21 protein-coding genes and 2 pseudogenes are annotated in these 24,645 nt (G+C 71.7%); 10 read left to right on the top strand and 13 right to left on the bottom strand.

From position 1 onward, the window contains the following. Positions 1-190 precede the first annotated feature (190 nt). Positions 191-760, top strand: coding sequence for a hypothetical protein (locus GUY60_RS13040; protein ID WP_161697168.1), 570 nt, complete (start codon positions 191-193; stop codon positions 758-760). Positions 761-777: 17 nt separating this feature from the next. Then, the gene (locus tag GUY60_RS13035; RefSeq protein ID WP_161697166.1) at positions 778-1,194 is read left to right on the top strand and encodes a TopoII/MutL transducer domain-containing protein; all 417 of its coding nucleotides are present in this window, start codon (positions 778-780) and stop codon (positions 1,192-1,194) included. A gap of 19 nt (positions 1,195-1,213) precedes the next feature. On the opposite strand, the gene GUY60_RS13030 is transcribed toward GUY60_RS13035, so the two are convergent. Genes GUY60_RS13030 through GUY60_RS13020 form a run of 3 tightly spaced genes read right to left on the bottom strand, consistent with a single transcriptional unit; the run spans position 1,214 to position 3,381 of the window. Beyond that, positions 1,214-1,786 (bottom strand): cob(I)yrinic acid a,c-diamide adenosyltransferase, encoded by a 573-nt coding sequence (locus tag GUY60_RS13030; RefSeq protein ID WP_161697164.1) that lies wholly within the window; start codon positions 1,784-1,786, stop codon positions 1,214-1,216. Between the two features lie 24 nt (positions 1,787-1,810). Further along, entirely contained in the window at positions 1,811-2,560 is a 750-nt protein-coding gene (locus tag GUY60_RS13025) for an ABC transporter permease (protein WP_161697162.1), read from the bottom strand. A 35-nt stretch (positions 2,561-2,595) separates the two neighbouring features. Then, positions 2,596-3,381, bottom strand: coding sequence for an ABC transporter ATP-binding protein (locus GUY60_RS13020; protein ID WP_161697161.1), 786 nt, complete (start codon positions 3,379-3,381; stop codon positions 2,596-2,598). 81 nt (positions 3,382-3,462) lie between these two features. Between GUY60_RS13020 and GUY60_RS13015 the strand changes: the two genes are divergently transcribed. The 4 genes from GUY60_RS13015 (at position 3,463) to GUY60_RS13000 (ending at position 8,297) form a co-directional block, all read left to right on the top strand. Then, positions 3,463-4,101: a TetR/AcrR family transcriptional regulator gene (locus tag GUY60_RS13015; protein WP_161697159.1), complete on the top strand. Its 639-nt coding sequence runs from the start codon at positions 3,463-3,465 to the stop codon at positions 4,099-4,101. A 144-nt stretch (positions 4,102-4,245) separates the two neighbouring features. Then, entirely contained in the window at positions 4,246-5,094 is an 849-nt protein-coding gene (locus GUY60_RS13010) for a 3-hydroxyacyl-CoA dehydrogenase family protein (protein ID WP_161697157.1), read from the top strand. A gap of 200 nt (positions 5,095-5,294) precedes the next feature. Further along, positions 5,295-5,609 (top strand): STAS domain-containing protein, encoded by a 315-nt coding sequence (locus GUY60_RS13005; RefSeq protein ID WP_161697155.1) that lies wholly within the window; start codon positions 5,295-5,297, stop codon positions 5,607-5,609. Positions 5,610-5,915: 306 nt separating this feature from the next. Further along, entirely contained in the window at positions 5,916-8,297 is a 2,382-nt protein-coding gene (locus tag GUY60_RS13000) for an ATP-binding protein (RefSeq protein WP_161697153.1), read from the top strand. A gap of 150 nt (positions 8,298-8,447) precedes the next feature. Here GUY60_RS13000 and nucS read toward each other — a convergent pair whose 3' ends face one another. After that, a complete protein-coding gene (gene nucS / locus GUY60_RS12995) occupies positions 8,448-9,119 on the bottom strand; it encodes an endonuclease NucS (protein WP_187370004.1) in 672 nt (223 codons plus the stop codon). 270 nt (positions 9,120-9,389) lie between these two features. On the opposite strand from nucS, the gene GUY60_RS12990 reads away from it, so the two are divergent. Then, positions 9,390-9,782 (top strand): SCO5389 family protein, encoded by a 393-nt coding sequence (locus GUY60_RS12990; protein ID WP_161697149.1) that lies wholly within the window; start codon positions 9,390-9,392, stop codon positions 9,780-9,782. 104 nt (positions 9,783-9,886) lie between these two features. Here the strand turns inward: GUY60_RS12990 and GUY60_RS12985 are convergent, their stop codons facing one another. Further along, on the bottom strand, positions 9,887-10,915 hold the full coding sequence (locus GUY60_RS12985) for an LLM class flavin-dependent oxidoreductase (protein WP_161697147.1): 1,029 nt from the start codon (positions 10,913-10,915) through the stop codon (positions 9,887-9,889). A gap of 217 nt (positions 10,916-11,132) precedes the next feature. On the opposite strand from GUY60_RS12985, the gene GUY60_RS12980 reads away from it, so the two are divergent. Further along, a complete protein-coding gene (locus GUY60_RS12980; RefSeq protein WP_161697145.1) occupies positions 11,133-11,462 on the top strand; it encodes an Rv1322 family protein in 330 nt (109 codons plus the stop codon). 26 nt (positions 11,463-11,488) lie between these two features. On the opposite strand, the pseudogene GUY60_RS38925 reads toward GUY60_RS12980, so the two are convergent. From GUY60_RS38925 to mce, 8 genes and pseudogenes are all read right to left on the bottom strand, one after another. After that, a pseudogene (locus GUY60_RS38925) lies at positions 11,489-12,172 on the bottom strand (ABC transporter permease); the annotation flags it as partial. A gap of 144 nt (positions 12,173-12,316) precedes the next feature. Continuing rightward, positions 12,317-13,576, bottom strand: a pseudogene (locus tag GUY60_RS38920) (ABC transporter ATP-binding protein); the annotation flags it as partial. A 20-nt stretch (positions 13,577-13,596) separates the two neighbouring features. Further along, positions 13,597-14,451: a hypothetical protein gene (locus GUY60_RS12970; protein WP_312866286.1), complete on the bottom strand. Its 855-nt coding sequence runs from the start codon at positions 14,449-14,451 to the stop codon at positions 13,597-13,599. A gap of 71 nt (positions 14,452-14,522) precedes the next feature. Then, entirely contained in the window at positions 14,523-15,293 is a 771-nt protein-coding gene (locus tag GUY60_RS12965; RefSeq protein WP_161697141.1) for an ABC transporter permease, read from the bottom strand. A gap of 4 nt (positions 15,294-15,297) precedes the next feature. Further along, positions 15,298-16,362 (bottom strand): ABC transporter ATP-binding protein, encoded by a 1,065-nt coding sequence (locus tag GUY60_RS12960; protein ID WP_246234889.1) that lies wholly within the window; start codon positions 16,360-16,362, stop codon positions 15,298-15,300. Between the two features lie 105 nt (positions 16,363-16,467). Further along, complete coding sequence (locus GUY60_RS12955; protein WP_161697139.1) at positions 16,468-17,403, bottom strand: coiled-coil domain-containing protein; 936 nt, start codon at positions 17,401-17,403, stop codon at positions 16,468-16,470. A 183-nt stretch (positions 17,404-17,586) separates the two neighbouring features. Continuing rightward, positions 17,587-21,456 (bottom strand): polarized growth protein Scy, encoded by a 3,870-nt coding sequence (gene scy, locus GUY60_RS12950; protein WP_161697137.1) that lies wholly within the window; start codon positions 21,454-21,456, stop codon positions 17,587-17,589. Positions 21,457-21,738: 282 nt separating this feature from the next. Continuing rightward, positions 21,739-22,179 (bottom strand): methylmalonyl-CoA epimerase, encoded by a 441-nt coding sequence (mce, locus tag GUY60_RS12945; protein ID WP_161697135.1) that lies wholly within the window; start codon positions 22,177-22,179, stop codon positions 21,739-21,741. 135 nt (positions 22,180-22,314) lie between these two features. On the opposite strand from mce, the gene GUY60_RS12940 reads away from it, so the two are divergent. Beyond that, on the top strand, positions 22,315-23,517 hold the full coding sequence (locus tag GUY60_RS12940) for an acetyl-CoA C-acetyltransferase (protein ID WP_161697133.1): 1,203 nt from the start codon (positions 22,315-22,317) through the stop codon (positions 23,515-23,517). 47 nt (positions 23,518-23,564) lie between these two features. After that, a complete protein-coding gene (gene meaB / locus GUY60_RS12935) occupies positions 23,565-24,521 on the top strand; it encodes a methylmalonyl Co-A mutase-associated GTPase MeaB (RefSeq protein ID WP_161697131.1) in 957 nt (318 codons plus the stop codon). Positions 24,522-24,645 lie beyond the last annotated feature (124 nt).

Genomic DNA, 24,645 nt, shown 5'->3' with positions numbered 1-24,645 from the left:
CGGCGGGGCCGTGCTGCGGGGCGGGCGCGCGGAAGTCACCCTCCTATCCAACACGGCGGGCGGCGCCGTGGCCTCCGTATACGGACCGACGTACGACTGCATCCTTCGATGTACGCGCAGGTCGTCACCGCGGCCGACGATCAGGGCCGGAACGCGGGCGAGGCTTGAGGGGCGTCGAGAGGAGAGTCCCGTGATCGTCTGGTTGATCGTGGCCTGTGAGGTCGGATTCTGGGTGCTGCTGGCCGTGGGTCTCGCCCTGCGGTACGTGGCGAAGATGCCGCGCGCGAGCGTCGCGGTGCTGCTGTGTGAGCCGCTGCTCGAAGTGGTGCTTTTCGTGGTCACGGCGATCGATCTGCGCGGCGGCGCCGAGCCGGACTGGAAACACGGCCTCGCCGCGGTCTACATCGGCTACTCGATCGCCCTCGGCCACTACACGATCCGCTGGGTCGACGTCCGCGTCGCGCACCGCTTCGCGGGCGGACCGCCTCCCAGCACGCCCAGGTACGGCATGCCGCGCGCGCTCCACGAGTGGAAACTCGCGGCCCGCTGGGCGCTCGCCGCGGTGATCGCGATGGCGTTGCTGCAGGGCGCGATCTGGTACGTGGGGGAGGCGGGGCAGACCGGTTCGCTGGAGCAGTGGCAGCAGCGGATGCTTTTCGTGATCGGCATCAACGTGGTGATCGCCGGTTCGTACACGCTGTTTCCGAAGAAGGCCCCACCGGGCCACCGTGGAACGGGACTTGACCTCAAGAGAGGTTGAGGTCACAGGCTTTTCCCATGACGAACCACGACGAGAACGTTCTGATCTTCCACAACACCATGCGGATCACCGACGGCCATCTGGACGGCTTCCGGGAGGCCATCGCCAAGGCGGTGGGGTTCGCGGAGAAGTACGGGCCGCAGCTCATGGTCCAGGTCTTCGTCGACGAGCAGCGGATGACCGGCCACAGCTTTCAGCTCTTTCGGGACTCGGACGCGGTGCGCGCGCACTGGAAGCTCGCGGACCCGTACATCCAGGAGGTGATGGAGCACTGCCGGGTGGAGCGGTTCGAGGTGTTCGGCGAGCCGGACGACGACGTGCTCGCGAGCGTGCGGCAGGGGATCGGCGAGGGCGAACTCGCCCTCGCGCCCCGCACCGCCGGCTTCGGCCGCTTCGCCGCGCGGCCGACCGGAAGCCCGCCTTCCGGCGCCTGAGGTGGGCCCCAGCGGAGCGCTACCGCTCTCCGCCCGGCACCCACAGCACGTCGCCGAGCTCCTTGTTGGCGCTGCGGGCCAGGATGAACAGCAGGTCCGAGAGCCGGTTCAGATACGTCGCCGTCAGGGCGTTCATCGACTCGCCGTGCTCCTCGAGCGCCGCCCAGGTGGACCGCTCCGCCCGCCGCACGACCGTGCACGCCTGGTGCAGCAGGGCCGCGCCGGGCGTGCCGCCGGGCAGGATGAACGAACGGAGCTTCTCCAGCTGCTCGTTGAAGTGGTCGCAGTCCGCCTCCAGCTTGTCGACGTAGGACTGCTCGACCCGCAGCGGCGGGTACTCGGGGTTCTCCACGACCGGGGTGGAGAGGTCGGCGCCCACGTCGAACAGGTCGTTCTGGACCCGCCTGATGACCTTGACGACATCCTCCGGGAGCCCGCCGAGCGCGACGGCGGTGCCGAGCGCGGCGTTGGCCTCGTTGGCGTCCGCGTACGCCGCGATCCGCAGATCGGTCTTGGGGGCGCGGCTCATGTCGCCGAGTGCGGTGGTGCCGTTGTCCCCGGTGCGGGTGTAGATGCGCGACAGAATGACCATGCCGCCGAGGTTACTCCGGGGAGTTCAGGCACCGGCCCTGCGGAACTGGCGTGTGCCGAGCGTCACGGACACCGCGCACAGGGCGAGCGCCGCGAGGACGCCGTACAGCATCGGGGTGCTCGCGTAGTCGCCGACGTACGCCGCCCGCACCGCGTCCACGAGATAGCGCAGCGGCACGAAGTGCGAGAGGACGTCGAGCCAGGCGGGGCCGAGCGTCATCGGCAGCATCAGGCCGGAGAGCAGCATCGCGGGCAGGGTGACCGCGTTGACGACCGGGCCGAACTCCTGCGGCGTGCGCACGGTCAGGGCCAGGGCGTACGACAGCGAGGCCAGCGAGACCGACAGCAGGCCGACGAAGGCGAAGCCGATGAGGATGCCCACGAGCGGAGCGCGCAGGCCCATCACATACGCGGTGAGGACGAGCAGCACCGCCTGGAACGCGAGGAGGAGCGCGTCCCGCAGCACCCGGCCGAGCAGCAGCGCGAGCCGGCTGACCGGCGTGGCCCGCATCCGCTCGATCACCCCGAGGTTCTTCTCCACGATGATCCCGAACCCGGCGAACGAGGCGCCGAACAGGCCGAGTTGGAGCAGCAGTCCGGGCACCAGGACCTGCCAGGAGCCGGCCGACGAGGACAGCGGCAGGTCGGTGAGCAGCGGCCCGAAGAACAGCAGGTACAGCAGCGGCATCAGGACGCCGAAGAGGATCTGGAACTTCGACGCGAGGGTCTGGCGGGCGTATCGCCCGAAGATGATCGCGGTGTCGTGCAGCAGCAAGGGATTCTCCGTACGTACGGGCAGGGGACCGGGTCTCAGACGGCGACCGGCGCCGGGTCTGCGGGAGCGGCCGGGGTGCGGCCGGTGATCGCCAGGAACGTGTCCTGGAGCGTGGCGTCCGGCGAGCCGCCGTGCCGGAGCTTGAGCGCGCCCGGTGTGCCCTCCGCGACGACCACGCCCCGGTCGACGATCACCAGGCGGTCGGCGAGCGCGTCCGCCTCGTCGAGGTAGTGGGTGGTCAGGAAGACCGTCGTGCCGTACGCGTCCCGCAGCCGGCGCACCAGGTCCCACAGGTCGGCGCGGCCGGCCGGGTCGAGTCCGGTGGTGGGCTCGTCGAGGAACAGCACCTCGGGGCGGTGGGTGAGCGCCATCGCGATGTCGAGGCGCCGCCGCTGTCCGCCGGAGAGCGCCGCGCACTTGCGGTCGAGCAGCCCGGTGAGGTCCAGGTCGCGGGCCAACTCCTCGGCGCGCGCGGCCGCTTCGGTCTTGCCGAGGCGGTAGAGGCGGGCCTGGGTGACGAGTTCCTCGCGCACGGAGACGTTCGGGTCGACGCCGCCGGACTGCGCCACGTACCCGATGCGGCGGCGGACGCCGGCGGGGTCACGGGCCAGGTCGTGACCGGCCACCGTGGCGGCGCCGCCGGTGGGCGGGAGCAGCGTGGTGAGCATCCGCAGGGTGGTGGTCTTGCCGGCGCCGTTGGGGCCGAGGAAGCCGAGGATCTCGCCGGGCTCGACGGTCAGGTCGATGCCGCGGACCGCCTCGACGGTGCCCCGCTTGGTCGTGAAGGTCCGGGCCAGGCCGGCGGTGCTGATGATTGCCATGCGCCAAGAAAAACAGAGCCACCCCAATTTTGCAATGACTCCAAATTTTAAGTGGACGCAGCAAGGCCTACGATGAGGGGCATGGCAGAGGGGCTCAGGGAGCGGAAGAAGCGCCAGACCAGGCAGCACATCTCGGACGTGGCCACGGGCCTGTTCCTGGAGCGCGGCTTCGACGCGGTGACCGTCGCCGAGATCGCGGAGGCCGCCGACGTCTCCGTCAACACGGTCTACAACTACTTCGCGGCCAAGGAGGACCTCTACCTCGACCGCATGGACGGTGTCGTCGACCGGATGTCCCGCTGGGTGCGCGGCCGGCGTGCGGGGGAGTCCGCGGCCGAGGCCGTCGTGCGCGAGCTGCGCTCCGAGGTCGAGGCGGTCTCGCCCCGGGTCGGCCTGATGGACGGGTACGAGAAGTTCATGAAGGTCATCCGCGAGGCCCCCACCCTCAGGGCCCGCCTCTTCGGTCTGCAGCAGGCGGTCCTGGAGGACCTGGAGACGACGCTGCGCGCCGAGGCGGGGGCGGCCGACGGCGACCCGATGCCCACCCTCGTCGCCGGGCAGCTCGCCTGGCTGCACCAGACCGTGATGGGCGTCATCGGGCGGCGCATGGTCGACGGGGGCAAACCCGCCGAGGTGTCCCGGGAGGTACTCGTCCTGATCGACGAGATGGAGGACCTTCTGAGCGAAAAGGTCCTCAACTACGCGGTGCGGACAGGCTGATCGAGCCATTGCGTGTGATGTCCGTCAGATGAGACGTGACGCGCATCTCGATGCGCTCCACCGGGGCCTCACGCCCGCTAGTCTCCGCCGGAGAGTTGTATGTGAACCGTGGGTAAGACCGCACCTGCTGAAGGGGAACGCACAGTGGCACGGAAGCTCGCCGTCGTCGGAGCCGGACTCATGGGATCGGGCATCGCCCAGGTCTCCGCGCAGGCCGGCTGGGACGTGGTCCTGCGTGATGTCACCGACGCGGCCCTGACCCGTGGCACCGACGGCATCAAGGCCTCGTACGAGAAGTTCGTCAGCAAGGGCAAGCTGACCGCCGAGGACGCGGAGGCCGCGCTCGGCCGGATCACCACCACGACCGACCTGGACGGCGCCGCCGACGCGGACATCGTGGTCGAGGCCGTCTTCGAGAAGCTCGAGGTCAAGCACGAGATCTTCCGTGCGCTCGACAAGCTGGTGCGCGACGACGCGGTGCTCGCCTCCAACACCTCCGCCATCCCGATCACCAAGATCGCGGCCGTGACGGAGCGTCCGGAGCGGGTCGTGGGCGCGCACTTCTTCTCGCCGGTGCCGATGATGCAGCTCTGCGAACTGGTCCGCGGCTACAAGACCAGTGACGAAACCCTCGCCACCACAAGGGAGTTCGCCGAGTCGGTCGGCAAGACCTGCATCGTCGTCAACCGCGACGTCGCGGGCTTCGTGACCACTAGGCTGATCTCGGCCCTCGTGGTGGAGGCCGCCAAGCTCTACGAGTCGGGCGTCGCCACCGCCGAGGACATCGACATCGCCTGCAAGCTGGGCTTCGGCCACGCGATGGGCCCGCTGGCCACCGCCGACCTGACCGGGGTCGACATCCTGCTGCACGCGACCAGCAACATCTACACGGAATCCCAGGACGAGAAGTTCGCGCCGCCGGAGCTGATGCGCCGCATGGTCGACGCCGGCGACATCGGCCGCAAGAGCGGCCAGGGGTTCTACCAGCACTGAACCGCGGTACCCCGGCCGGACATCCGTACGCCGACCCGTACGTGACCCGGCCGGGTCCCTCTCAGGGGTGAATTGGGTATCGGTTCGCTCACGGACGGCAACTTCTGCGTCCGTGAGCCAGTCAGTTCAGTGAGACCACAGTTGGGACGTACGTGACGACGGTGGCGACGACGACGCCACAGCACTCTCGGGGAGCGCATATGCACATCAGGGGCGACCACGCCGAGCTGACCGTCGGGGGCAGCCTCGACGTCCGAAGCGCGGCGGACGCCCGAACTGCCTTGCATTCGGCCCTCGATGAGGGTGCGGGCGACCTCGTGCTCGACCTCGGTGACCTCGCCGCCCTCGACGCCACCGGACTCGGCGTCATCATGGGCGCCCACCGCCAGGCCGGCCGCTGCGGCCGCCGCCTGGTCCTGCGCAACGTCCCGCCGCAGATGCAGCGGCTGCTCGTCGCCACCCGGCTGCACCGCATTCTGGCCATCGAGGGCGGCATCGGCGCCCACCCGCTGTAGGGCGCCAAGGGGGCAGGTCCCGTCCGCCCGTTGCAGCGGTACGCGCACCGCGTGACGGCGCGCACTCCCCGTCGGCACACGTACGTCTTGTAAAACGGGATCTCCCGCACAAAGGGCGCCACCCGCGCATTCCGCGCAAGACCGTGACGTCCCGGTCGGCCCACCGCCCCGGTGTTCCGCGCCGCCGAGTCACGGTCTAGGGTTCGGTCGCTCACCGATCCCGTGAGTTCCGGACCAGAAGCGACAGAGCCGTATGCGAAAGGCCGGGCCAGCCACTGCATACGACGCTTTTGGGGGGCTTTGACCATGGACCCGACGCACCACGGACCACACGACCAGGGCCGGGACGAGCCGCATCCGGACGGCCGGGGCGCTGACGCCGTGGACGGCGCGCAGCCGTCGAGGCCGCACCGTGACCCCGCGCCGAACTCCGCGAGCCGCGGCTACTCCGCCAGCCCCGAGTTCGGCAGCCCGGCACCCGTCCGCACCGCCCGGCTGACCTCCGGGGACTACCTGCTCACCGTCAACCCCGTCGACGGCAGCGAGATCGAGCCGTGCCCGCCCGGCGAGCAGCCGCCCCGGCCCCGGCGGTACGGAGCGGGCGAACGCGCCGCGCGCCGCGCCCGCACCGCGCCCCCGGTGCCGCCTGGACCCGCCGGACCACGCCCGCCGCTCCTGGAGCGCGAGGAGGAACGTGAGCGGCTCGTCCGGCTGCTCGCCCGCGGCCGCTCCGTACGCCTCACCGGACCGGCGGGATCCGGCCGTACCGCACTGCTCGACGCCGTAGCCGATGACTGCGCCGACCTCGCACCCGACGGTGTGATCCGGCTCTCCGGCCACCGGCGCACCGCCGACGCGCTGATCTTCGACCTGTACGCCGCGGTGTACGAGGCGCCGGGGCACCGGCCCGAGCAGGACCGGCTGCGTGAACTCGTCCGCGAGATCGGCGCCGTCGTCGTCCTCGACGACCTGGAGTTCGGCGGCGCCGCGCTTGAGGAGCTGCTCGCCGCCACCCCCGAGTGCGCCTTCCTGCTCTCCGCCACCCCGGACGTCCCCGCGCCGCTCGCCGACTCGCCGCTCGAAGAGGTCTTCCTCGGCGGAATCGACCGGGCCGCCGGTCTCAAGCTCCTCGAACTCGTCACCGGGCGCCCCCTGGAGGACGACGAGGAGGCGCTCGCCGGCGACCTGTGGTTCGAGTCCGAGGGGCTGCCGCTGCGCTTCGTCCAGGCCGGTGCGCTGCTGCGGCAGCGCGACGAACTCGGCGCCGCTGAGGGCGAGACGGCCCCGGTCGGCGTCCCGCTGCCCTCGCTCGCCGAGGCCGCCGCGCCCGCCGCCCTGCTCGCCTCCCGGCTCGGCGCGTCCGCCCGCGCCACCCTGGAGTTCGCGGTCGCCCTCGACGGCGAGGTCCCGCACCAGGCGCATCTGCCCGCGCTCGTCGGCGACACCCACGCGGACGCGGCGCTCGGCGAGCTCGTCGGGGCCGGCCTCGTCACACCGACCGGAGCGCGCTACCGCCTCGCCGCGGGCGTCCTCACCCAGCTGGAGCTCGCCGGGTACGCGGAGAGCGCCAAGTCCCGTGCGCACAGCGCCGCCCAGCACTACGCCTGGTGGGCCGGACACCCCTCGGTCACCGCCGAACGTGCCGCCGCCGAGGCCGACGCGCTGCTCGCCGCCCTCACCGCGCTCGTGCCGGGCACCGAGTCCGGGCACCTCGGCTCGGCCGTACTGCTCGCCAGGACCGCCGCCCCCGCGTTCGCCGCCGGCCTAGGCTGGGCGGCCTGGGAACACGCCCTGCGCACCGGTCTCGAGGCCGCGCGGCTCGCCGGTGAGGTCGCCGAAGAGGCGTACTTCCACCACGAGTTGGGCATCCTCGCGCTCCTCGCCGACCAGCTCGACCTGGCCCGCACCGAGCTGGAGGCGTCCATCGGGCTGCGCGGCGCCCTCGCCGACAAGCGCGGTACGGTCGCGGGCCGCCGGGCCCTCGCCCTGGTCACGGACCGCTCCGGCGGCCCCGCGCTCCAGGAGCCGGTGTCGCCGCCCGCCGGGGTGCGCACCGTGCCGGTCGGCCCCGGATCCGTACCGGACGAGCCCCGTACCGTCGTCTCCCGCACCGCCTCCGTGGCGGACGAGGAGAGCCCGCGCCGGGCCGCCGTCACGGGTGCCCGGCGCAACCTGGTCGCGGCCGGAGCGGGGGCGCTGCTCGCCGCGGTGCTCGGCACGGTGGTGACCCTCGGCGCGCTCTCCGACAACGAGCCGTCCTCCGAGACGGTGCGCCCCGAGCACACCACCGGTGCGCCGGACGACGGTGAGGGGATGCCCGCCGACGAGCCGGAGGAGGACGCCACGAGCGGCTCGGCCGTGCCGTCGGCGCCCGCCACCTCCGCCGACCCGTCGACTTCCGCGCCCTCCGGGTCGCCGAGCGGCAGCGAGTCCCCGTCCCCGAGCGATTCGGCCTCGGACGACCCGACGACCTCCGGGCCGCCGACCTCCTCGAAGCCGCCCACGTCGTCGAAGCCCCCCACGTCCTCGAAGCCTCCGACCTCGTCCGAGCCGCCGACGACGCCTCCGGAGACCTCGCAGGACCCGGACCCGTCTCAGAGTGCCCCGGACACGGGTGACCCGGCGAGCAGCAGCGCGGCGGGCCCCTCGGGCACGGCGGGGCCGAGCACTTCGCAGAGCACCGCGTGAGCTGACTCCGCCCCCGCGTCGCCGTATCCCCGTCGCCGTATCCGGAACAGCCTCAGCCCGGCATACGAGAGCGCCCCGCCACTCCCCAGAGGGAATGGGCGGGGCGCTTCGGTATACGAAACGGAATCCCAGGCGGTGCCGGAGTACCGCTCAGAACAGCCGGAGCTTGTCGTCCTCGATGCCGCGCAGCGCGTCGTAGTCGAGGACCGCGCAGTCGATGCCGCGGTCGGTGGCGAGGACGCGGGCCTGGGGCTTGATCTCCTGGGCGGCGAACACGCCCTTGACCGGGGCCAGGTGCGGGTCGCGGTTCAACAGGTCGAGGTACCGGGTGAGTTGCTCCACGCCGTCGATCTCGCCGCGGCGTTTGATCTCCACGGCCACGGTCGCGCCGTCGGAGTCCCGGCAGAGGATGTCGACGGGGCCGATCGCCGTCGGGTACTCGCGGCGGATCAGGGTGTATCCCTCGCCAAGTGTCTCGATCCGGTCGGCGAGGAGCTCCTGGAGGTGTGCTTCCACGCCGTCCTTGATGAGGCCCGGGTCGACGCCCAGTTCGTGCGAGGAGTCGTGCAGGATCTCCTCCATCGTGATGATGAGCTTCTCGCCCGCCTTGTTCACGACGGTCCAGACGCCCGCGTCGTCCCCGGAACCCTCCTTCAGGGTGCAGGGCGGCGACATCCAGTTGAGGGGCTTGTAGGCCCGGTCGTCCGCGTGGATCGAGACACTGCCGTCCGCCTTCACGAGGATGAGGCGGGGCGCGAGGGGGAGGTGGGCGGTGAGCCGGCCCGCGTAGTCGACGGAGCAGCGGGCGATGACGAGACGCATGGTCGGCAACGCTACTGGACACCACCCGCTCCGCGCGAAACGCCCACCCGGATCCGGTGATGGCGGCCCTGCGGAGCTGATGACTCCGCCCCCTTTCGCCGGGAACAACACCCTTCGCCCCTGGCCGGTTGTGCGTGCATTCTCCTGGTGCGGGCAGGACAGGTTGCATACCGTGGAAGCAGGTGGTCGCCACGCGTGCACGCTGCGTACACGGCGACGCCCTTGCCTGTCCGTCAGCCCCCGCTCCCCGGGGGTGCGAGAGGAGAACCCATGTCGCTCGACGTCTCACCGGCACTGTTGGAACAGGCCGAGCGAGGCGAGGTCGACGAAGCCGCTTTCGTCGACTGCGTCCGGACCTCCCTGCCCTACGCATGGGAGATGATCAGCTCTCTGGTGGCCCAGCTGAAGGTGGACGGTGGCGAGTTCGCCGACAACCAGACGCCGCCGCCGGACGAGCAGGCGCGCGGTCAGCTGCTGCGCGCACTCGCGAGTGACGCGATACGAGGTGCGCTCCAGCGGCACTTCGGCGTGCGCCTCGCCTTCCAGAACTGCCACCGTGTCGCGGTCTTCCCGCTCGGCTCCGAGGTCGACGACCGACTGGCCAAGTTCACTTCCGTACGGGGCCAGTTGCTGAACCAGTCGCCGGAACTCAGAGACTGCTGAAGCCTGTTGCTGCCGTCCCGTACGCGGGAGGTGTCACTAGTCCGGGGCGGCAGCCCACCCGGCCCAGCACGTCCGCGGGTCCGCACGACCGTGGCCGAGGTTCCTCACGACAGCCGCGGCAGCACTTCCGCGCCGATCCTGCGCACGTTCTCCTCCGTCGCCGCGAGGTCGCCCGAGCCCTCCATGAGCAGCGCGAACCGGGTGATGCCGGTGCGTTCGGCGGTCGCCGCGAGCCGGTCGGCGCACTGTCGCGGGGTGCCCACCGGGTGGATGCCGCAGAGCAGTTCGGTGTACGCCACGGGGTCGCGCATCTTCCGGTCCCGGCCGTCGACGGTGACATGGGCGTCGAGGCCCTGTTTCAGCCAGCCCGGCATCGCCTTCAGCAGCGCCTCCTTGGCCTGCGCCCCGCGGTCCGCGACCTGGGCCACGCCCGCCGAGACATGCGGAGCGGCCCGCACCGCCTCGGGCGCGTGTCCGGCGGCCAGTGCGCAGGACCGCCACAGCGCGACCATCTCGGCCTTCTCCGCGTCCCCGACGTGCATCCCGAGCAGCATCGCGAGCCCGCGCTCCGCCGCGAGCCGTACGCCCGCCGGTGACGTGCACGCCACCACGACCTCCGGTCCGGCGGGCCCCGCGAGCGCCTCCGAGGGCCGCGGCACCACGGTGACCTCTCGGAACGCGTACTGCTCCCCGGACGCCGCGACGGTGGGTCTGCGCAGCCAGTCGAGGAGCAGGTCGAGGGATTCCGGGTAGCCCGACTCGTACGCGGCGATGTCCTTGCCGAAGACCTCCAGGTCGACCCAGGGCCCGCCGCGGCCGACGCCGAGCGAGAAGCGGCCGCCGCTGGTGAGGTGGAGCAGCGCGGCCTGCTCGCCGAGGGCCACCGGGTGCTGGGTGGGGAGCACGCTCACCGCGGTGCCGACCCGGATGCGCTGGGTGCGGCCAAGGAGGAACGCCGCGAGAGTCGTCGCGGACGGGCAGACGCCGTACGGGACGAAGTGGTGCTCGGCGAGCCAGACGGAGTCGAGGCCCGACTCCTCGCTCAACTCGGCGATCCGCGTGGCCCGGTGCAGTGCCTCACCCTGGCCCTGACCGGGGAACTGCGCGGCCAGTACAAAACTTCCTACACGCATCGCACTCCTGCCTCCTCGGCACCGACGCGGCCCTCCCCCTACGGGCAACAACGCGTCGCACGTGCCAAAGGCACGGCGTCGCATACAGGTTGGCCCATTTTCATACGGGAGAGTGCCACGGACGAATGGTGGGGTCCGCCGAAGTGCGGGTACCCCGGTGCGCGGCGCGTAGGCTGGAACGGTCCATCGGCTCCCGTACAGCACGTGAGGTGTGCCCGTGTCTCCGCGCCGCAACCGCCCCAAGGGCGTAGACCCCAACGGCAGGGGAGCGGACGACGACCGTCCGCGGTACGGCGGGCATCAGTACAGCGAGAGCTGGCAGGGCGAGGAGTACAGCGTCCGGCAGGTGGCCGGGTCCGGCGGGCCCGGCAAGACGTACCGCTGCCCCGGCTGTGACCAGGAGATCCGCTCGTCGGTGCCGCATGTGGTGGCCTGGCCCGAGCACGGCGGCGTCGACGACCGCAGGCACTGGCACAAGGCGTGCTGGAACGCACGGGACCGCCGCACCTCGCGGGTGCAGCGGTCCCGTAACGCGCCGAGGTTCTGAAGGCCTCGTAGCTCAGACGTCCCTGGTCAGACGTCCCTGGACTCGGTGGAGAAGAAGGCGCCGCCGAGGGTGACCGCCGTGATGCCGATCATGATCCACAGCGGCTCCCAGCCCTGCGGGCCTGTGCCGCCGGCGACCGAGTCGCCGTACAGGGCGATCATTTGGCTGGGGATGGAGTACTGGAAGAGGAACAGCTGCACGTCCTTCAGCGACTCCGAGAACATGAACATCGCGAGCACCAGCGGCAGCAGCACGAGGCCGATCATGATCGTGATGGCTCCGGCGGAGTGCCGCACCAGGGCGCCCACGGCGAGCGAGAGCAGCCCGAGGGTCGCGACGAAAAGCCCCACGCCGACCGTGCCGCGCAGCCACTCCGCGCCGGTCGCGCTCGCGCCTTCGACGATGCCGGTCTGGATCCCGGCCACAAGGGCGGCCGCGAGCGTGGTGGTGACGAAGACCAGGCCGAAGAAGACGATCGCCTTGGCGGCCAGGATCCGGCTGCGGGACGGGCAGGCCGTCGTCGTCGTACGGATCATTCCGGTGCTGTACTCGGAGCCGATCGTCAGCACGCCGAGCGTCACCACGCAGAGCATGCCGAGCAGGATGCCGAAGGAGCCGAGGCCGATCGCCGACTGCCCGGCGAGGTCCATGTCGGCCGCGGCGGCGACGACGGCGATCAGGGTGCCGACGCCGATGACGAGCACGAGCATCACGCCGAGCGTCCACATCGTGGAGCGCACGCTGCGGATCTTCGTCCACTCGGAGGCCAGGGCGTGGCCGAGGTGGGTCCGGGTGATCGGGATGGGCGAGGTGTACGTGGGGCCCTGAGCCGCCTGCTGCCCCGGCCACTGCTGCTGTCCGGGCTGTCCGGGCTGGCCCTGCTGCTGTGCCGCGTACGGCTGTTGCTGCTGCGGGGCGTGCGGCTGGGGCACCTGGTCCTGCGGGGCGGGCAGGGTGCGCAGCATCGCGGTGGCGTCGGCCTGCGGGGCCTGCTGTGCCTGCGGGGCCTGCTGTCCCACGTACGGGTTCGGGTTCGGGTCCGGGTTCGGCGGGGCGAACGGCTGCCCGCCGTGCTGCGGCGCGGGCGGCGCGTACCAGCCGGGCTGGTCCTGGCCCGGCACCGGCGGGGCCATGCCCGGCGCCGTACCGGGGGCCAGGCCCGGCTGCTGCGGCTGCTGGAAACCGCCCAACTGGTCAGCCGTGGAGCGGTAGTCGACGGCGCCCTGCGTGAGCCGCATGTACGCCTCCTCCAGGGACGCCTGGTGCGGCGACAGCTCCCACAGGCGTACGTCCGCGTCGTGCGCGAGGTCGCTGATCCTCGGCAGCGGCAGGCCCATGACGCGCAGCGCGCCGTCCTGCTCGGGCAGCACCTGGCCGCCCGCCTCGGTCAGCGCCGACGTCAGCTGCTCGCGCTGCTTCGGCTCGGTGTCGGGCGTCCGTACCCGTGCGAAGTCCGCGGAGTTCGCCGAGATGAAGGCCTTGACGCTCATGTCGGCGAGCAGCTGGCCGCGGCCGATCACGATCAAGTGCTCGGCGGTGAGCGCCATTTCGCTCATCAGGTGCGAGGACACGAAGACCGTACGGCCCTCGGCGGCCAGCGACTTCATCAGGTTCCTGACCCAGAGGATGCCCTCGGGGTCGAGCCCGTTGACCGGCTCGTCGAACAGCAGCACCTGCGGGTCGCCGAGCAGCGCGGCGGCGATGCCGAGCCGCTGGCCCATGCCGAGCGAGAAGCCATTGGACCGCTTCTTCGCCACTTCCTTGAGGCCCACGACTCCGAGGACCTCGTCGACACGGCTGGCCGGGATGCCGGACAGCTGGGCGAGCGAGAGCAGGTGGTTACGCGCGTGCCGGCCGCCGTGCACGGCCTTCGCGTCGAGCAGCGCGCCGACCTGACGCGGTGCGTTCGGCAGCCTGCGGTACGGGTGCCCGGCGATGGTGACGCGGCCGGCGGTCGGGTTGTCGAGCCCGAGGATCATCCGCATCGTCGTGGACTTGCCGGAGCCGTTGGGCCCGAGGAAGCCGGTGACGGTACCGGGCCGCACCTGGAAGGAAAGGTTGTACACGGCCGTCTTCGCGCCGTAGCGCTTGGTCAGGCCGACTGCCTCGATCATTCTCCGCACCCATCGAGAGGTCAGGACGTCGGGGCAGTGCTCACGCCCCCGTAAGGGTTAGGAGGATATCCACGACTTGACGGTTCCGGCCAAGTCGGAGCTGTGGCCAGCGCCTCGTCAGCGAAGACCCGCGTCGCCTCGGCGCGTACGGCCGCGTCGGCCCGTGCCGTACGCACCCAGGAGCGCGCGTCCGGTCCGAGCAGCGCACGCAGCCGCGCCGACCGGGCGAGCAGCCCGGCGAGCAGCGCGCCCTGGTCGCCGCCGCCGGGCAGGGGCCGCCCGCCGGGCCCGACGAGCACACCGCGCTCCCCGGTGTAGAGCCACGCTCCGGCCGGTGCGAGGCCGGGCGGTGCGAGGCCGAGTGCGGCGGCGCTGAGCAGGCGGCGCCGGTAGTTCGGCACTTCGGTGGCGTCCACGGCGGCCAGTTGCGCGTCGTCGAGCCAGCTGAGGACGAGGGTGCGGGTCGCCTCGGGGTCCGGGTAGGGGGCGGCCGCCACGTACCCCGCGCGCCCCACGTGCGCGGAGCAGCCGACGCCGATCCCGCGCACCGTGACCGGCAGCATCGGCACGACACCGGACAGCCGGTCACGCGCGAGCTTGTACGCGACCTGGGCGGGGGAGGCGTTGGAGCCCACGGCGAGCACGGGGTGGCGGCGGTCCAGGTCGTCCACGTACCCGTCGAGACGGCCGCCGCCCTCGACCCGGAGCGCACCGAGCGGCCCCGGCCCCGGCTCCACGCGCAGCAGCCGCTCCCCGACCAGCAGCGCGGGCCAGGGCACGGGCCGCCCCGGATAGGTCAACGGCTCCTCGAACGGGACGGTGGCGAGGCCGAGTTCGGCGAGGGTACGGCCGAGGGGCGCGGACGGATCGGTCACCGTGAACTCCTGCCCACGTACGGGGAGAGCGGAACCGGACCGACCGCCCCGAGCACCCCGTAAAAAAACCCCTACGCATCCCGCCGCTTCAACAGCACATACCCCCCGAGCACCGCCACCGCGACCCACGCCACCATGATCGCCAGCCCGCCCCACGGCCCGTACGGGGTGTCGTCGTCGAGCGGGCCGACCACCTGCATGATCTTCTGGCCCGCCTGGTCCGGCAGGAACTGGCCGATCTTCTTCGTGGCTGAGACGTTGCCGAGGATGCTGGAGACCAGGAAGAAGAACGGCATGAGGATGCCGAGCGACAGCATCGGACTGCGCAGCATCGCGGCCACGCCCATCGAGAAGACCGCGATCAGCGTCATGTAGAGCCCGCCGCCGAGCACCGCCCGCAGCACCCCGGGGTCGCCGAGCGCCGCGCGGTGTTCGCCCATCGCGGCCTGGCCGACGAAGAACGAGATGAAGCTCGTCACCATCGCCACCACGAGCGCGAGCGCCGTGGCCACCGTGATCTTGCTGAACAGGAACGCGCCGCGCTGCGGCACCGCCGCGAGGGAGGTGCGGATCATGCCGGTGCTGTACTCGTTCGACACCACGAGGACACCGAAGACGATCATTGCCAGCTGTCCGAGGCCCATGCCCGCGAAGCTGATCGCGGTCGGGTCGAAGACCGACCGGTCGCGAGCGTCCAGGTTGTCGAAGTCGTTCTTGGCGAGGATCGAGATGAGCAGGCCGAGCCCGACCGTCACGACCACCGCGAGCCCCAGCGTCCAGACCGTCGACGCCACCGAACGGATCTTGGTCCACTCCGACTTGAGTACGCGCCCTGAGGACATCGGCTCAACTCCCCGGCTTCCGCTGCCGCGACCACTGTTCGCCCCAGCCGCCGCTGCGGTCCGGCCGGCTCTCCGCGAGCGGCCGGGCGGCCTCCGGTACCGGCTGGTCCGCCGGCGGCGGCGGTTGCTGCGCGGTCCAGCCCGAGGTGTCCGGCGGGGTCGTCTCCGAATGCGCGTGGTACTCCACCGACTCGGCGGTCAACTGCATGAAGGCCTCTTCGAGTGACGCCTGTTGAGGGCTGAGTTCATGGAGTACGAGATGGTGCTCGGCGGCGAGTTCACCGAGCAGCTCCGCCCGCGAGCCGTCCACCTCAAGGGTTCCGTTTCCGGCCTCCACGACGGTGATCCCGGCCGCGTGCAGCACATCCAGGAGCCGTTCCTGCTGCGGCGAGCGCAGCCGTACGTACGAGCGTGAGTTCTGCCGGATGAAGTCGGCCATCGAGGTGTCGGCGAGGAGACGGCCCTGGCCGATGACGACCAAGTGGTCGGCGGTGAGCGCCATTTCGCTCATCAGGTGCGAGGAGACGAAGACCGTACGCCCCTGCGACGCGAGCCCCTTCATCAGATTCCGGATCCAGTGGATGCCCTCGGGGTCGAGCCCGTTGACCGGCTCGTCGAACATCAGGATCTGCGGGTCGCCGAGCAGCGCGCCCGCGATCCCGAGCCGCTGGCCCATGCCGAGCGAGAAGCCCTTGGCCTTCTTCCTGGAGACGGCCGTCAGACCCACCGTGTCGAGGACCTCGCTCACCCGGGACCTGGGGATGCCGTTGGACTGCGCCAGGCAGAGCAGGTGGTTGAAGGCGCTGCGCCCGCCGTGCATCGCCTTGGCGTCGAGGAGGGCGCCGATGTACTTGAGCGGATGCCGGATCTGGTCGTAGTGCCGGCCGTCGATCCTGACGTCCCCCGCCGTCGGACGGTCCAGGCCGAGCAGCATCCGCATCGTGGTGGACTTGCCCGCGCCGTTGGGCCCGAGGAAGCCGGTGACGACGCCTGGTCTGACGGTGAAGGTCAGATGGTTGACCGCCACTTTCTCGCCGTACCGCTTCGTCAGGCCCTCGAGCTCGATCATGCGGCCACGCTAAAACGGGACAAAGCCCCCTGCCACTTGAGTGACAGAGGGCTCCGTCCCAGCGTTCCGGCAAGACCGTAGGCCCTTACGGCAGCCGCCGTGCGGTCAGCGGGTCTGCTGCGCCGGCACCCCACGGGTGACCGGCTCGTCCTCGCCGGGCGCGGCCTGCGCGGCCACGGCCGCACCGGTGAGCGTGGCCAGCATCTCGCGGACGTTGGTCAGCTGCGCGTTGATCGAGTCGCGGCGGTTGGTGAGTGCCGCGAGCTCGCGCTCGGATTCGCTGCGGATCCGGTCGGCCTTGGCGTTGGCGTCCGCCACGATGTCCTCGGCCTGGCGCTGCGCGGTCTCCACCGTCTGGCGGGCGCGACGCTCGGCGTCGGTACGCAGCTTCTCGGCCTCCAGGCGCAGCTGCTCGGCGCGGTGCTCGATCTCGGCGAGACGCTTCTCGGCCTTGGCCTGACGCGAGGCCAGGTCGCGCTCCGACTGCTCGCGGCGCTTGGCGAGGTTCGTCTCGAAGTCGGCGGCGGCCTGCGCGGCCTTGGCGCGGGTCTCCTCGAAGAGCGCGTCGGCCTCTTCGCGCTTCGACTGCGCGTCCTTCTGGGCCTCGGTGCGCAGCGAAGTCGCCTCGCCCTTGGCCTTCTCGACGATCCGGACGCCCTCGTCCTCGGCCTTGGCCTTGCGCTCGGCGGCGAAGGCCTCGGCGTCGTTGCGCACCTGCTGGGCGGCGGACTCGGCGAGTTCGCGGTGCTGTTCGGCGGCCCGACGGGCCTCCTCGCGCAGGTCCTTGGCCTCCTCCTCGGCGAGACGGAGGATCTTCTCGACGCGAGCGCCGAGGCCGGCGTACGACGGCTCTGCGTCGGTGACCTGGGCCTGGGCGTTCTGCGTTTCGAGGTGGAGCTCCTCGATGCGCTTTTCCAGAGCAGTGATACGAGCGAGCGCGGAGTCACGGTCGGAGACGAGCTTGGAGATTCGTTCGTCCACCTGAGCGCGGTCGTACCCACGCCGCACAAGCTCGAAGCCGTAGGGGGAAGTGTCGCTCATGGGGTTCCTGTCAAATGAGACCGGTGAGGTGTTAGGAGGAATCCTAGGGGTCATAGCGGCGTGTCATCGAGCAGTTGCCCGTTTGATCTGGAGAATGACACCCCTTTTGGGTGGCTCATGGCCGGACTGCTTGCCAGGTCGGGCGCCGAACACCCTTGCCGCGTACGGAAGATGAGGTTCCGGCTAGTTTTCCGCGGACTTTCCACCCGATCGAGGGGCGCCGACCGACGCCCCGGCCTTGACACCGCCACCGGACGCCCCGCCGCCCGACTTGCCGTTGCCGCCCGCGGGCGCCTCGAAGGACTCGAGGGCCTCCAACACGTCCTGGACGCGGGTGATCTCGGCGTTGATGTCCTCGCGGCGGCGCACCAGGACGTCCAGCTCGCGCTGGCCCTCCTCGACCATCCGCGCGGCCTCGCGCGCCGCCTCCGAGGTGAGCCGCTCGGCCTCCCGCACCGCCTCGGACTTCCGCTGCTCGGCCTCCTTGATGAGCCCCTCCGCCTTCTTCACGGCGGAGATGCGCACCTTGCTCGCCTCCGAATCGGCGTCCGCCCGCAGCTCCTTGGCCTTCGCCTGCGCCTCGGTGAGCTGCTCCTCGGCGGCCTTCACCAACGCGTCGCAGCGCTCGCCCGCGGTCTTCATCTGCTCCGCCGACTCACGCCGCGCCCGCTCGTGCAGCTCCTCGATCTCGCCGGTGACCCGGTCGCGCAGCTCCTCGGCCCGCTCCCTTATCGAGGTCGCGTCCCGGCGGGCACCGACGAGGAGTTCGTCCGCGTCCGTACGCGCCTGCTCCACCCGGGAGTTGCCCTCGTTACGCGCCTCGGAGACCAGCCGCTCCGCTTCGTTACGCGCGGCGCCGACCATCGTGTCCGCCTGCGTCTCGGCGTCCGTGGTCGTCTTCAGCGCCGTCTCACGCGCCTCGGACGTCAGCTTCTCGGCCTCCGACGAGGCCTCCGTGATGAGCTTGTCGACCTGCTGAGCGGCCTCCGAACGGCGCTTGTTGGAGTCCGCGCGGGCCTCGTCCAGGGCCCGCTCGGCCTCGCTCTGCGCCTCGGAACGCAGCCGCTCCGCCTCCGCCGCGGCCTCCGCCTTGACCCGCTCGGCGTCGCTGCGGATCCGCTCCGCGTGCTGCTGCGCGGAGCCCACCGTCTCGGCCGCCTCGGCGCGCAGCCGCTCCGCCTCGCCGTTCGCCTCGGCCAGCGCGCGGTCGGCCTCCGCGCGGGTCTCGGCGCGCAGTTGGTCCACCGCGGCGACGGTCTCCGACCGCAGCCGCTCCGACTCCGTCGTCGCCTCGCCGACCAGCAGGTCAGCCTGGCCCGCCGCGTCCGTACGGATCCGGTTGGCGTCCTCGCGGGCCTCGGCGCGGGTGCGGGACGCGTCCTGCTCGGACGACGCGAGCCGCTCGGACGCTTCCGTACGCGCCTGCTGTGCCTGCTCCGAGGCCTCCGACCTGAGCCGCTCCGCCTCCGCGAACGCCTCCGAAACGGTGCGCTCCGCAAGGGACTTGGCGGCCTCCGTCTCGTCGTGCACCTCGCGGCGCAGCCGGGTCGCGTCCTCGGACGCGCGCTCCCGCTCCGCGTACGCGTCCGAACGGACCCGCTCCGCTTCCTCGGTGGCCTCGGTACGGGTGCGCTCCGCGGCGTGCTCCGCGGCCGAGCGAAGCCCGGTGATCTCCTCCTGCGCCTGCTCCTGCAGCCCCGCGACCGAGTCGCGCACCTGCTGGGCGGTCAGCTCGGCGGCGGCGACCAGATCGCCGGCCCGCTGGTCCGCCTCCTCGACCAGGCGCTGCGCCTCGGCCTGCGCCTCGTCGACCCGCTTGCGGGCCGCGGCGAGCAGATCCTCGCTCTGCTCGCGGGCCCGCTCCCGCTCCTGGTCGGCCTCGGTGCGCGCGGAGGTGAGCAGTTCCTCGGCCTCGCGGCGGCGGCGCGCGGCCTCCTCCTGCGCGGCGGAGAGCGCCTCGGCCGCCTCGGTCGCGGTCCGCTCGGCGGCGGCCGCGGCCTCCGCGCGCACCCGGTCCGCGGTCTCCTGCGCCTCGCTCTTGAGCCGCTCCGCCTCGGCCGCCGCCTCGGTACGCAGCCGTACGGCCACGGCCTCGCCCTCGGCACGCGACTCGGAGGCCTCCGCGGCGGCCTCGGTGCGCAGCCGCTCGGCCTCCTTCTCGGCCTGCGCCTGCAACGTACGCAGCCGCTCGGCGGCCTCGGTACGCAGCCGCTCCGTCTCGTCCGCGGCCTCCTTGCGGATCCGCTGGGACTCGGTGCGGGCGTCCTGCAGTGAGCTCTCGGCCGCGGTGAGGCGCTCCTCGGCCTCGGTGTGCAGCCGCGTCAACTCCTCGGCGGCCTCGGCCTGTCGGCGGGCGACGGCCTCCTCGGCCTCCGCGCGCACCTGCTGCGCGGCCTCCTCGGCCTCCGCCTTCGTCGCCTCGGCCTGCTCCTCGGCCTCGGACCGGTGCCGCTCGGCCTCGGTACGGGTGCGCTCCAGGGTCTCCTCGGCCTGCTTGCGCAGCGACGTGGCGCGCTCGATGGCCTCGGTGCGGACCCGCTCGGCCTCCGTGGCGGCCTTGGTCCGCACCTCCTCGGCGTCGGACCGCGCCCTGGTCAGCAGCGTCTCGGCGGAGCCGGCCGCCTCCTCGATCTTCTGCACCGCCTCGCGGCGGGCCTCGGCGCGGATCTTCTCGCCCTCGGAGACCGCCTCGGCCCGCAGCTGCTCGGCCTCGCCGCGCAGCCTGCGCGCCTCCTCCTGCAGCTCGACGGTCTTGGCGCGGTACTCCTTGGTGTCGTCCTTCGCGGCGCCCTTGAGCTGCTCAGCGATGTCGTGCGCCTCGGCCCGCAGCCGGTCCGCCTCGGCCTCGGCCTCGGTACGGATCCGCTCGGCCTCGTCGGCGGCGGCCTTGGTGGTCCGCTTGGCGTCCTCGGCGGCCTTGTCGAGCGCCTCCTCGGCGCTGCGCGCGGCCGCCGCGAGCTGCGAGGCGGTCTCCTCGGCCGTGATCGTACGAGCCTTCTCGGCGGCGTCCGCGATCAGCTTCTCGGCCTCGGCGCGGGCGTCGGAGAGCGCCTGCGCGGCCTCTTCCCTGGCGGCCTCGGCGTCCTTGGTGGCCTCGCCGACCAGGCGCGCCACCTGCTCCTTCGCCGTACGCGTGCGCTGTTCGTTGGTGGCCTCGGCGGTGGCCAGGGCCTTGGCCGCGGACTCCGTCGCCTCGGCGACGGCCTTGTCGGCCTCGGTCCGCGCCTCCCGCAGCGCCGTCTCGGCCTCGGCCATGCGCTGCTCGGCCGCGCGGCTCAGCTCGGTGGACTGGCGGCGGGCCTGGTCGGACTCGGTGGCCGTGGTCGAGCGCAACTGCTCGGCGTGGTCGGTGGCTTCCTGCGCCTGCGTGGACGCGGCGTTCAGGAGGCGCTCGGCCTCGGCGCGGGCCCGGCGCAGGATCGCTTCGGCTTCGGCCCGGCCGGCCTCCGCCTCGTTGCTCAGGCGCTGCCTGGCCTCGGTGGCGACCCGCTCGGCCTCGGCGCGGGCGGCGGCCAGGGCCTGCTCGCCCTCGGTGCGCGACTCGTCGAGCAGGCGGCGGGCCTGCTGTTCGGTACGGGCGCGCAACTGCTCGGCCCACGCCACGTTCTCGTTGACGTGGGACTCGACGGTCTGGCGGCGTTCGTTGAGTTCCTGGTCGAGCTGCTGGCGCCGGGAGACGGCCTCGGAGTGCAACTCGGCCTGCAGCCGGGCCTGCTGCTCGGCGTGCTCCTGGAGGATGCGCTGGGTCTGCGCACGGGCGTCGCGCAGCTCGCGCTCGGCGTCCGCGCGCACCTGGTCGGCCTGGATCTGGGCGTTCCGCAGCAGCTGTTCGGCCTGGTAGCCGAGGTCGGCGCTGTCGTAGGCAGGACGGGACGCGAGGTTGCGACGCGCCTCGTGCAGCTTCGCGCGCAACACCTCGACCTGGTAGCCGAGGTCCTCGGCGTGCTGAACGGCCTTCTCCCGCTCGGTCTTCAGCCGATCCATCTCGGCTTCGAACCGCGAGAGATGGTCCGTCTCAACCCGCGAGCTCTCCTGGCGTTCGTAGCCCCGCACTGCGCGGTCCCATCCTTCCCCAAGCTCTCGACTCCTCCCAGCTACCGCTGGGAGGTGCCACCAGAGCAGGGGAGGCCCCACTCCTGGTCGCAAGTCTCTGCAAGCGACCCCAGTCCGTACGCTGAACGGGGCCCCCGGGGAATGGTGACAGATCAACGGCGTTCGAGGGGCTGCCGCCCTGATGCAGCCGCCGTTCGACCCCGGTGATCCGGACCCCGGACCGCGGCCGCCCGATCCGCGCGACGGCCGCGCCCAACTCTACCGGCCCAGGGATGCTTCAGGTCAGTGGTCCGCAGAGGGCTCCGCAGCGGAAGTGACCAGTTCGGTGAGGACGCCGTGGCAGTCCTTGGGGTGCAGGAACGTGATCCGGGAGCCCATCGAGCCGATCCGCGGCTCGTCGTAGAGGACTCGGACCCCCTTGTCCTTGATGGCGGCGGCGTCGGCGTCGACGTCCGCGGTGCCGAAGGCGATGTGGTGCACGCCCTCGCCGTTCTTGGCCAGCCACTTGGCGACGGTGGAGTCCTCCCTGATGGGTTCGAGGAGCTGGAGGTACGAGGCACCGCCGTCGGACGTCTCGTTGATCTTCAACATGGCCTCGCGTACCCCCTGTTCCTCGTTGACCTCGGTGTGGAAGACCTCGAAGCCGTACGTCGACGTGTAGAAGTCGACGGTCTTCTCCAGGTCGTGGCAGGCGATCCCGATGTGGTCGATGCGCGTCAGCATGCGAACAGTGCAGCGCCATAGCCTTGATTACGCAACGTGCGCGCGATCACACCGAAAGGCCGGTGACCTCGGGCCGTACCGCTCAGTACATTTGAGTAAACCCTCGTTCACTCCTCATCCAAGGGGCCGTGCCTCATGTCTGGAACGAACAGCACGACCTCGGTGATCGTCGCAGGGGCCCGTACGCCCATGGGACGACTCCTTGGTTCTCTCAAGTCCTTCTCCGGCGCCGATCTCGGCGGCTTCGCGATCAAGGCGGCGCTCGACCGCGCCGGCATCGGTGGCGACCAGGTCCAGTACGTGATCATGGGCCAGGTCCTGCAGGCCGGGGCCGGTCAGATCCCGGCCCGCCAGGCCGCGGTCAAGGCCGGCATTCCGATGAACGTGCCGGCGCTCACCGTCAACAAGGTCTGTCTCTCCGGCCTCGACGCCATCGCCCTCGCCGACCAGCTGATCCGCGCCGGCGAGTTCGACATCGTGGTCGCGGGCGGCCAGGAGTCGATGACCAACGCCCCGCACCTGCTGCCCAAGTCCCGCGAGGGGCACAAGTACGGCGCGATCGAGATGCTCGACTCGATGGCGCACGACGGGCTCACCGACTCCATCGACAACATCGCCATGGGCGAGTCGACGGAGAAGCACAACACCCGCCTCGGCATCGCCCGTCCCGAGCAGGACGAGATCGCCGCCCAGTCGCACCAGCGGGCCGCGGCCGCGCAGAAGAACGGCCTGTTCGAGGCCGAGATCACGCCGGTCGAGATCCCGCAGCGCAAGGGAGAGCCGGTCGTCTTCGCCAAGGACGAGGGCATCCGCGGCGAGACCACCGTCGAGTCCCTCGGCAAGCTGCGCCCGGCCTTCGCCAAGGACGGCACGATCACCGCGGGCACCGCCTCGCAGATCTCCGACGGCGCCGCCGCGGTCGTCGTCATGAGCAAGGCCAAGGCGCTTGAGCTCGGCCTCGACTGGATCGCGGAGATCGGCGCGCACGGCAACGTCGCGGGCCCGGACAACTCCCTGCAGTCGCAGCCGTCCAACGCCATCCAGCACGCCCTCAAGAAGGACGGCCTGTCGGTCGACGACCTCGACCTCATCGAGATCAACGAGGCCTTCGCGGCTGTCTCCGTACAGTCAATGAAGGACCTGGGCGTTACCCCGGAAAAGGTGAATGTCAACGGCGGCGCCATCGCCCTCGGCCACCCCATCGGCATGTCGGGCGCGCGTCTCGTACTGCACCTCGCCCTTGAGCTGAAGCGGCGCGGCGGCGGCGTCGGCGCGGCCGCGCTGTGCGGTGGCGGCGGTCAGGGCGACGCGCTGATCGTGCGGGTCCCGAAGGCCTGAGGCACAGTCCGTCGTTCATCCGCGTAACGAGCAGAACGGGAGCAGTGATGCAGGACGTCCCCACGCTGGTGGCTCAGGCACGGGAGGGCAGGCCGCGGGCCGTGGCCCGGCTGATCTCACTGGTGGAGGGGGCGTCCCCGCAACTGCGCGAGGTGATGGCCGCGCTCGCGCCGCTCGCCGGGCAGGCGTACGTGGTGGGCCTGACCGGCTCGCCCGGGGTCGGCAAGTCGACATCGACGTCCGCGCTCGTCTCCGCGTACCGGCGGGCCGGGAAGCGGGTCGGGGTCCTCGCCGTCGACCCGTCCTCGCCGTTCTCCGGCGGCGCGCTGCTCGGCGACCGGGTGCGGATGTCGGACCACGCCTCCGACCCCGGGGTGTACATCCGCTCGATGGCGACCCGCGGTCACCTCGGCGGCCTCGCCTGGTCCGCGCCGCAGGCGATCCGGGTGCTCGACGCCGCCGGGTGCGATGTCGTCCTCGTCGAGACCGTCGGCGTCGGCCAGTCCGAGGTGGAGATCGCCTCGCAGGCCGATACGTCGGTGGTGCTGCTCGCGCCCGGCATGGGCGACGGGATCCAGGCCGCGAAGGCCGGAATCCTGGAGATCGGCGATGTGTACGTGGTCAACAAGGCCGACCGTGACGGCGCGGACGCGACGGCCCGTGAGCTCAACCACATGCTGGGCCTCGGGGAGTCCCGCGGCCCCGGCGCCTGGCGCCCGCCCATCGTCAAGACGGTCGCGGCGCGCGGCGAGGGCATCGACGAGGTGGTCGAGGCACTGGAGAAGCACCGGGCGTGGATGGAGGAGCACGGCGTACTGGCCGAGCGCCGCAGGGCGCGGGCCGCGCGCGAGGTGGAGACGATCGCCGTCACGGCCCTCCGGGAACGCATCGCGGACCTGCACGGCGACCGTCGACTCTCCGCGCTGGCGGAGCGGATCGTCGCGGGTGAGCTTGATCCGTACGCTGCGGCGGATGAGTTGGTTGCGGGGCTGACGGAGGGGTAGCCCCCTCGGGCCCCCCTTTCTTTCGGGCGAGTTGATCCCCTCCCCGCCCTTTCCCGAAGTCCTGCCGGACGGGCCTCCTCAAACGCCGGAGGGGCTGATTTATCAGCCCCTCCGGCGATTGAGG

Origin of the sequence: Streptomyces boluensis (genome assembly GCF_009908195.1) — a bacterium.
In the GTDB taxonomy this organism is placed as follows: Bacteria; Actinomycetota; Actinomycetes; order Streptomycetales; family Streptomycetaceae; genus Streptomyces; species Streptomyces boluensis.
The sequence above is the reverse complement of the archived record's forward strand: the minus strand, read 5'-3'. Positions and strand labels throughout refer to the sequence as shown.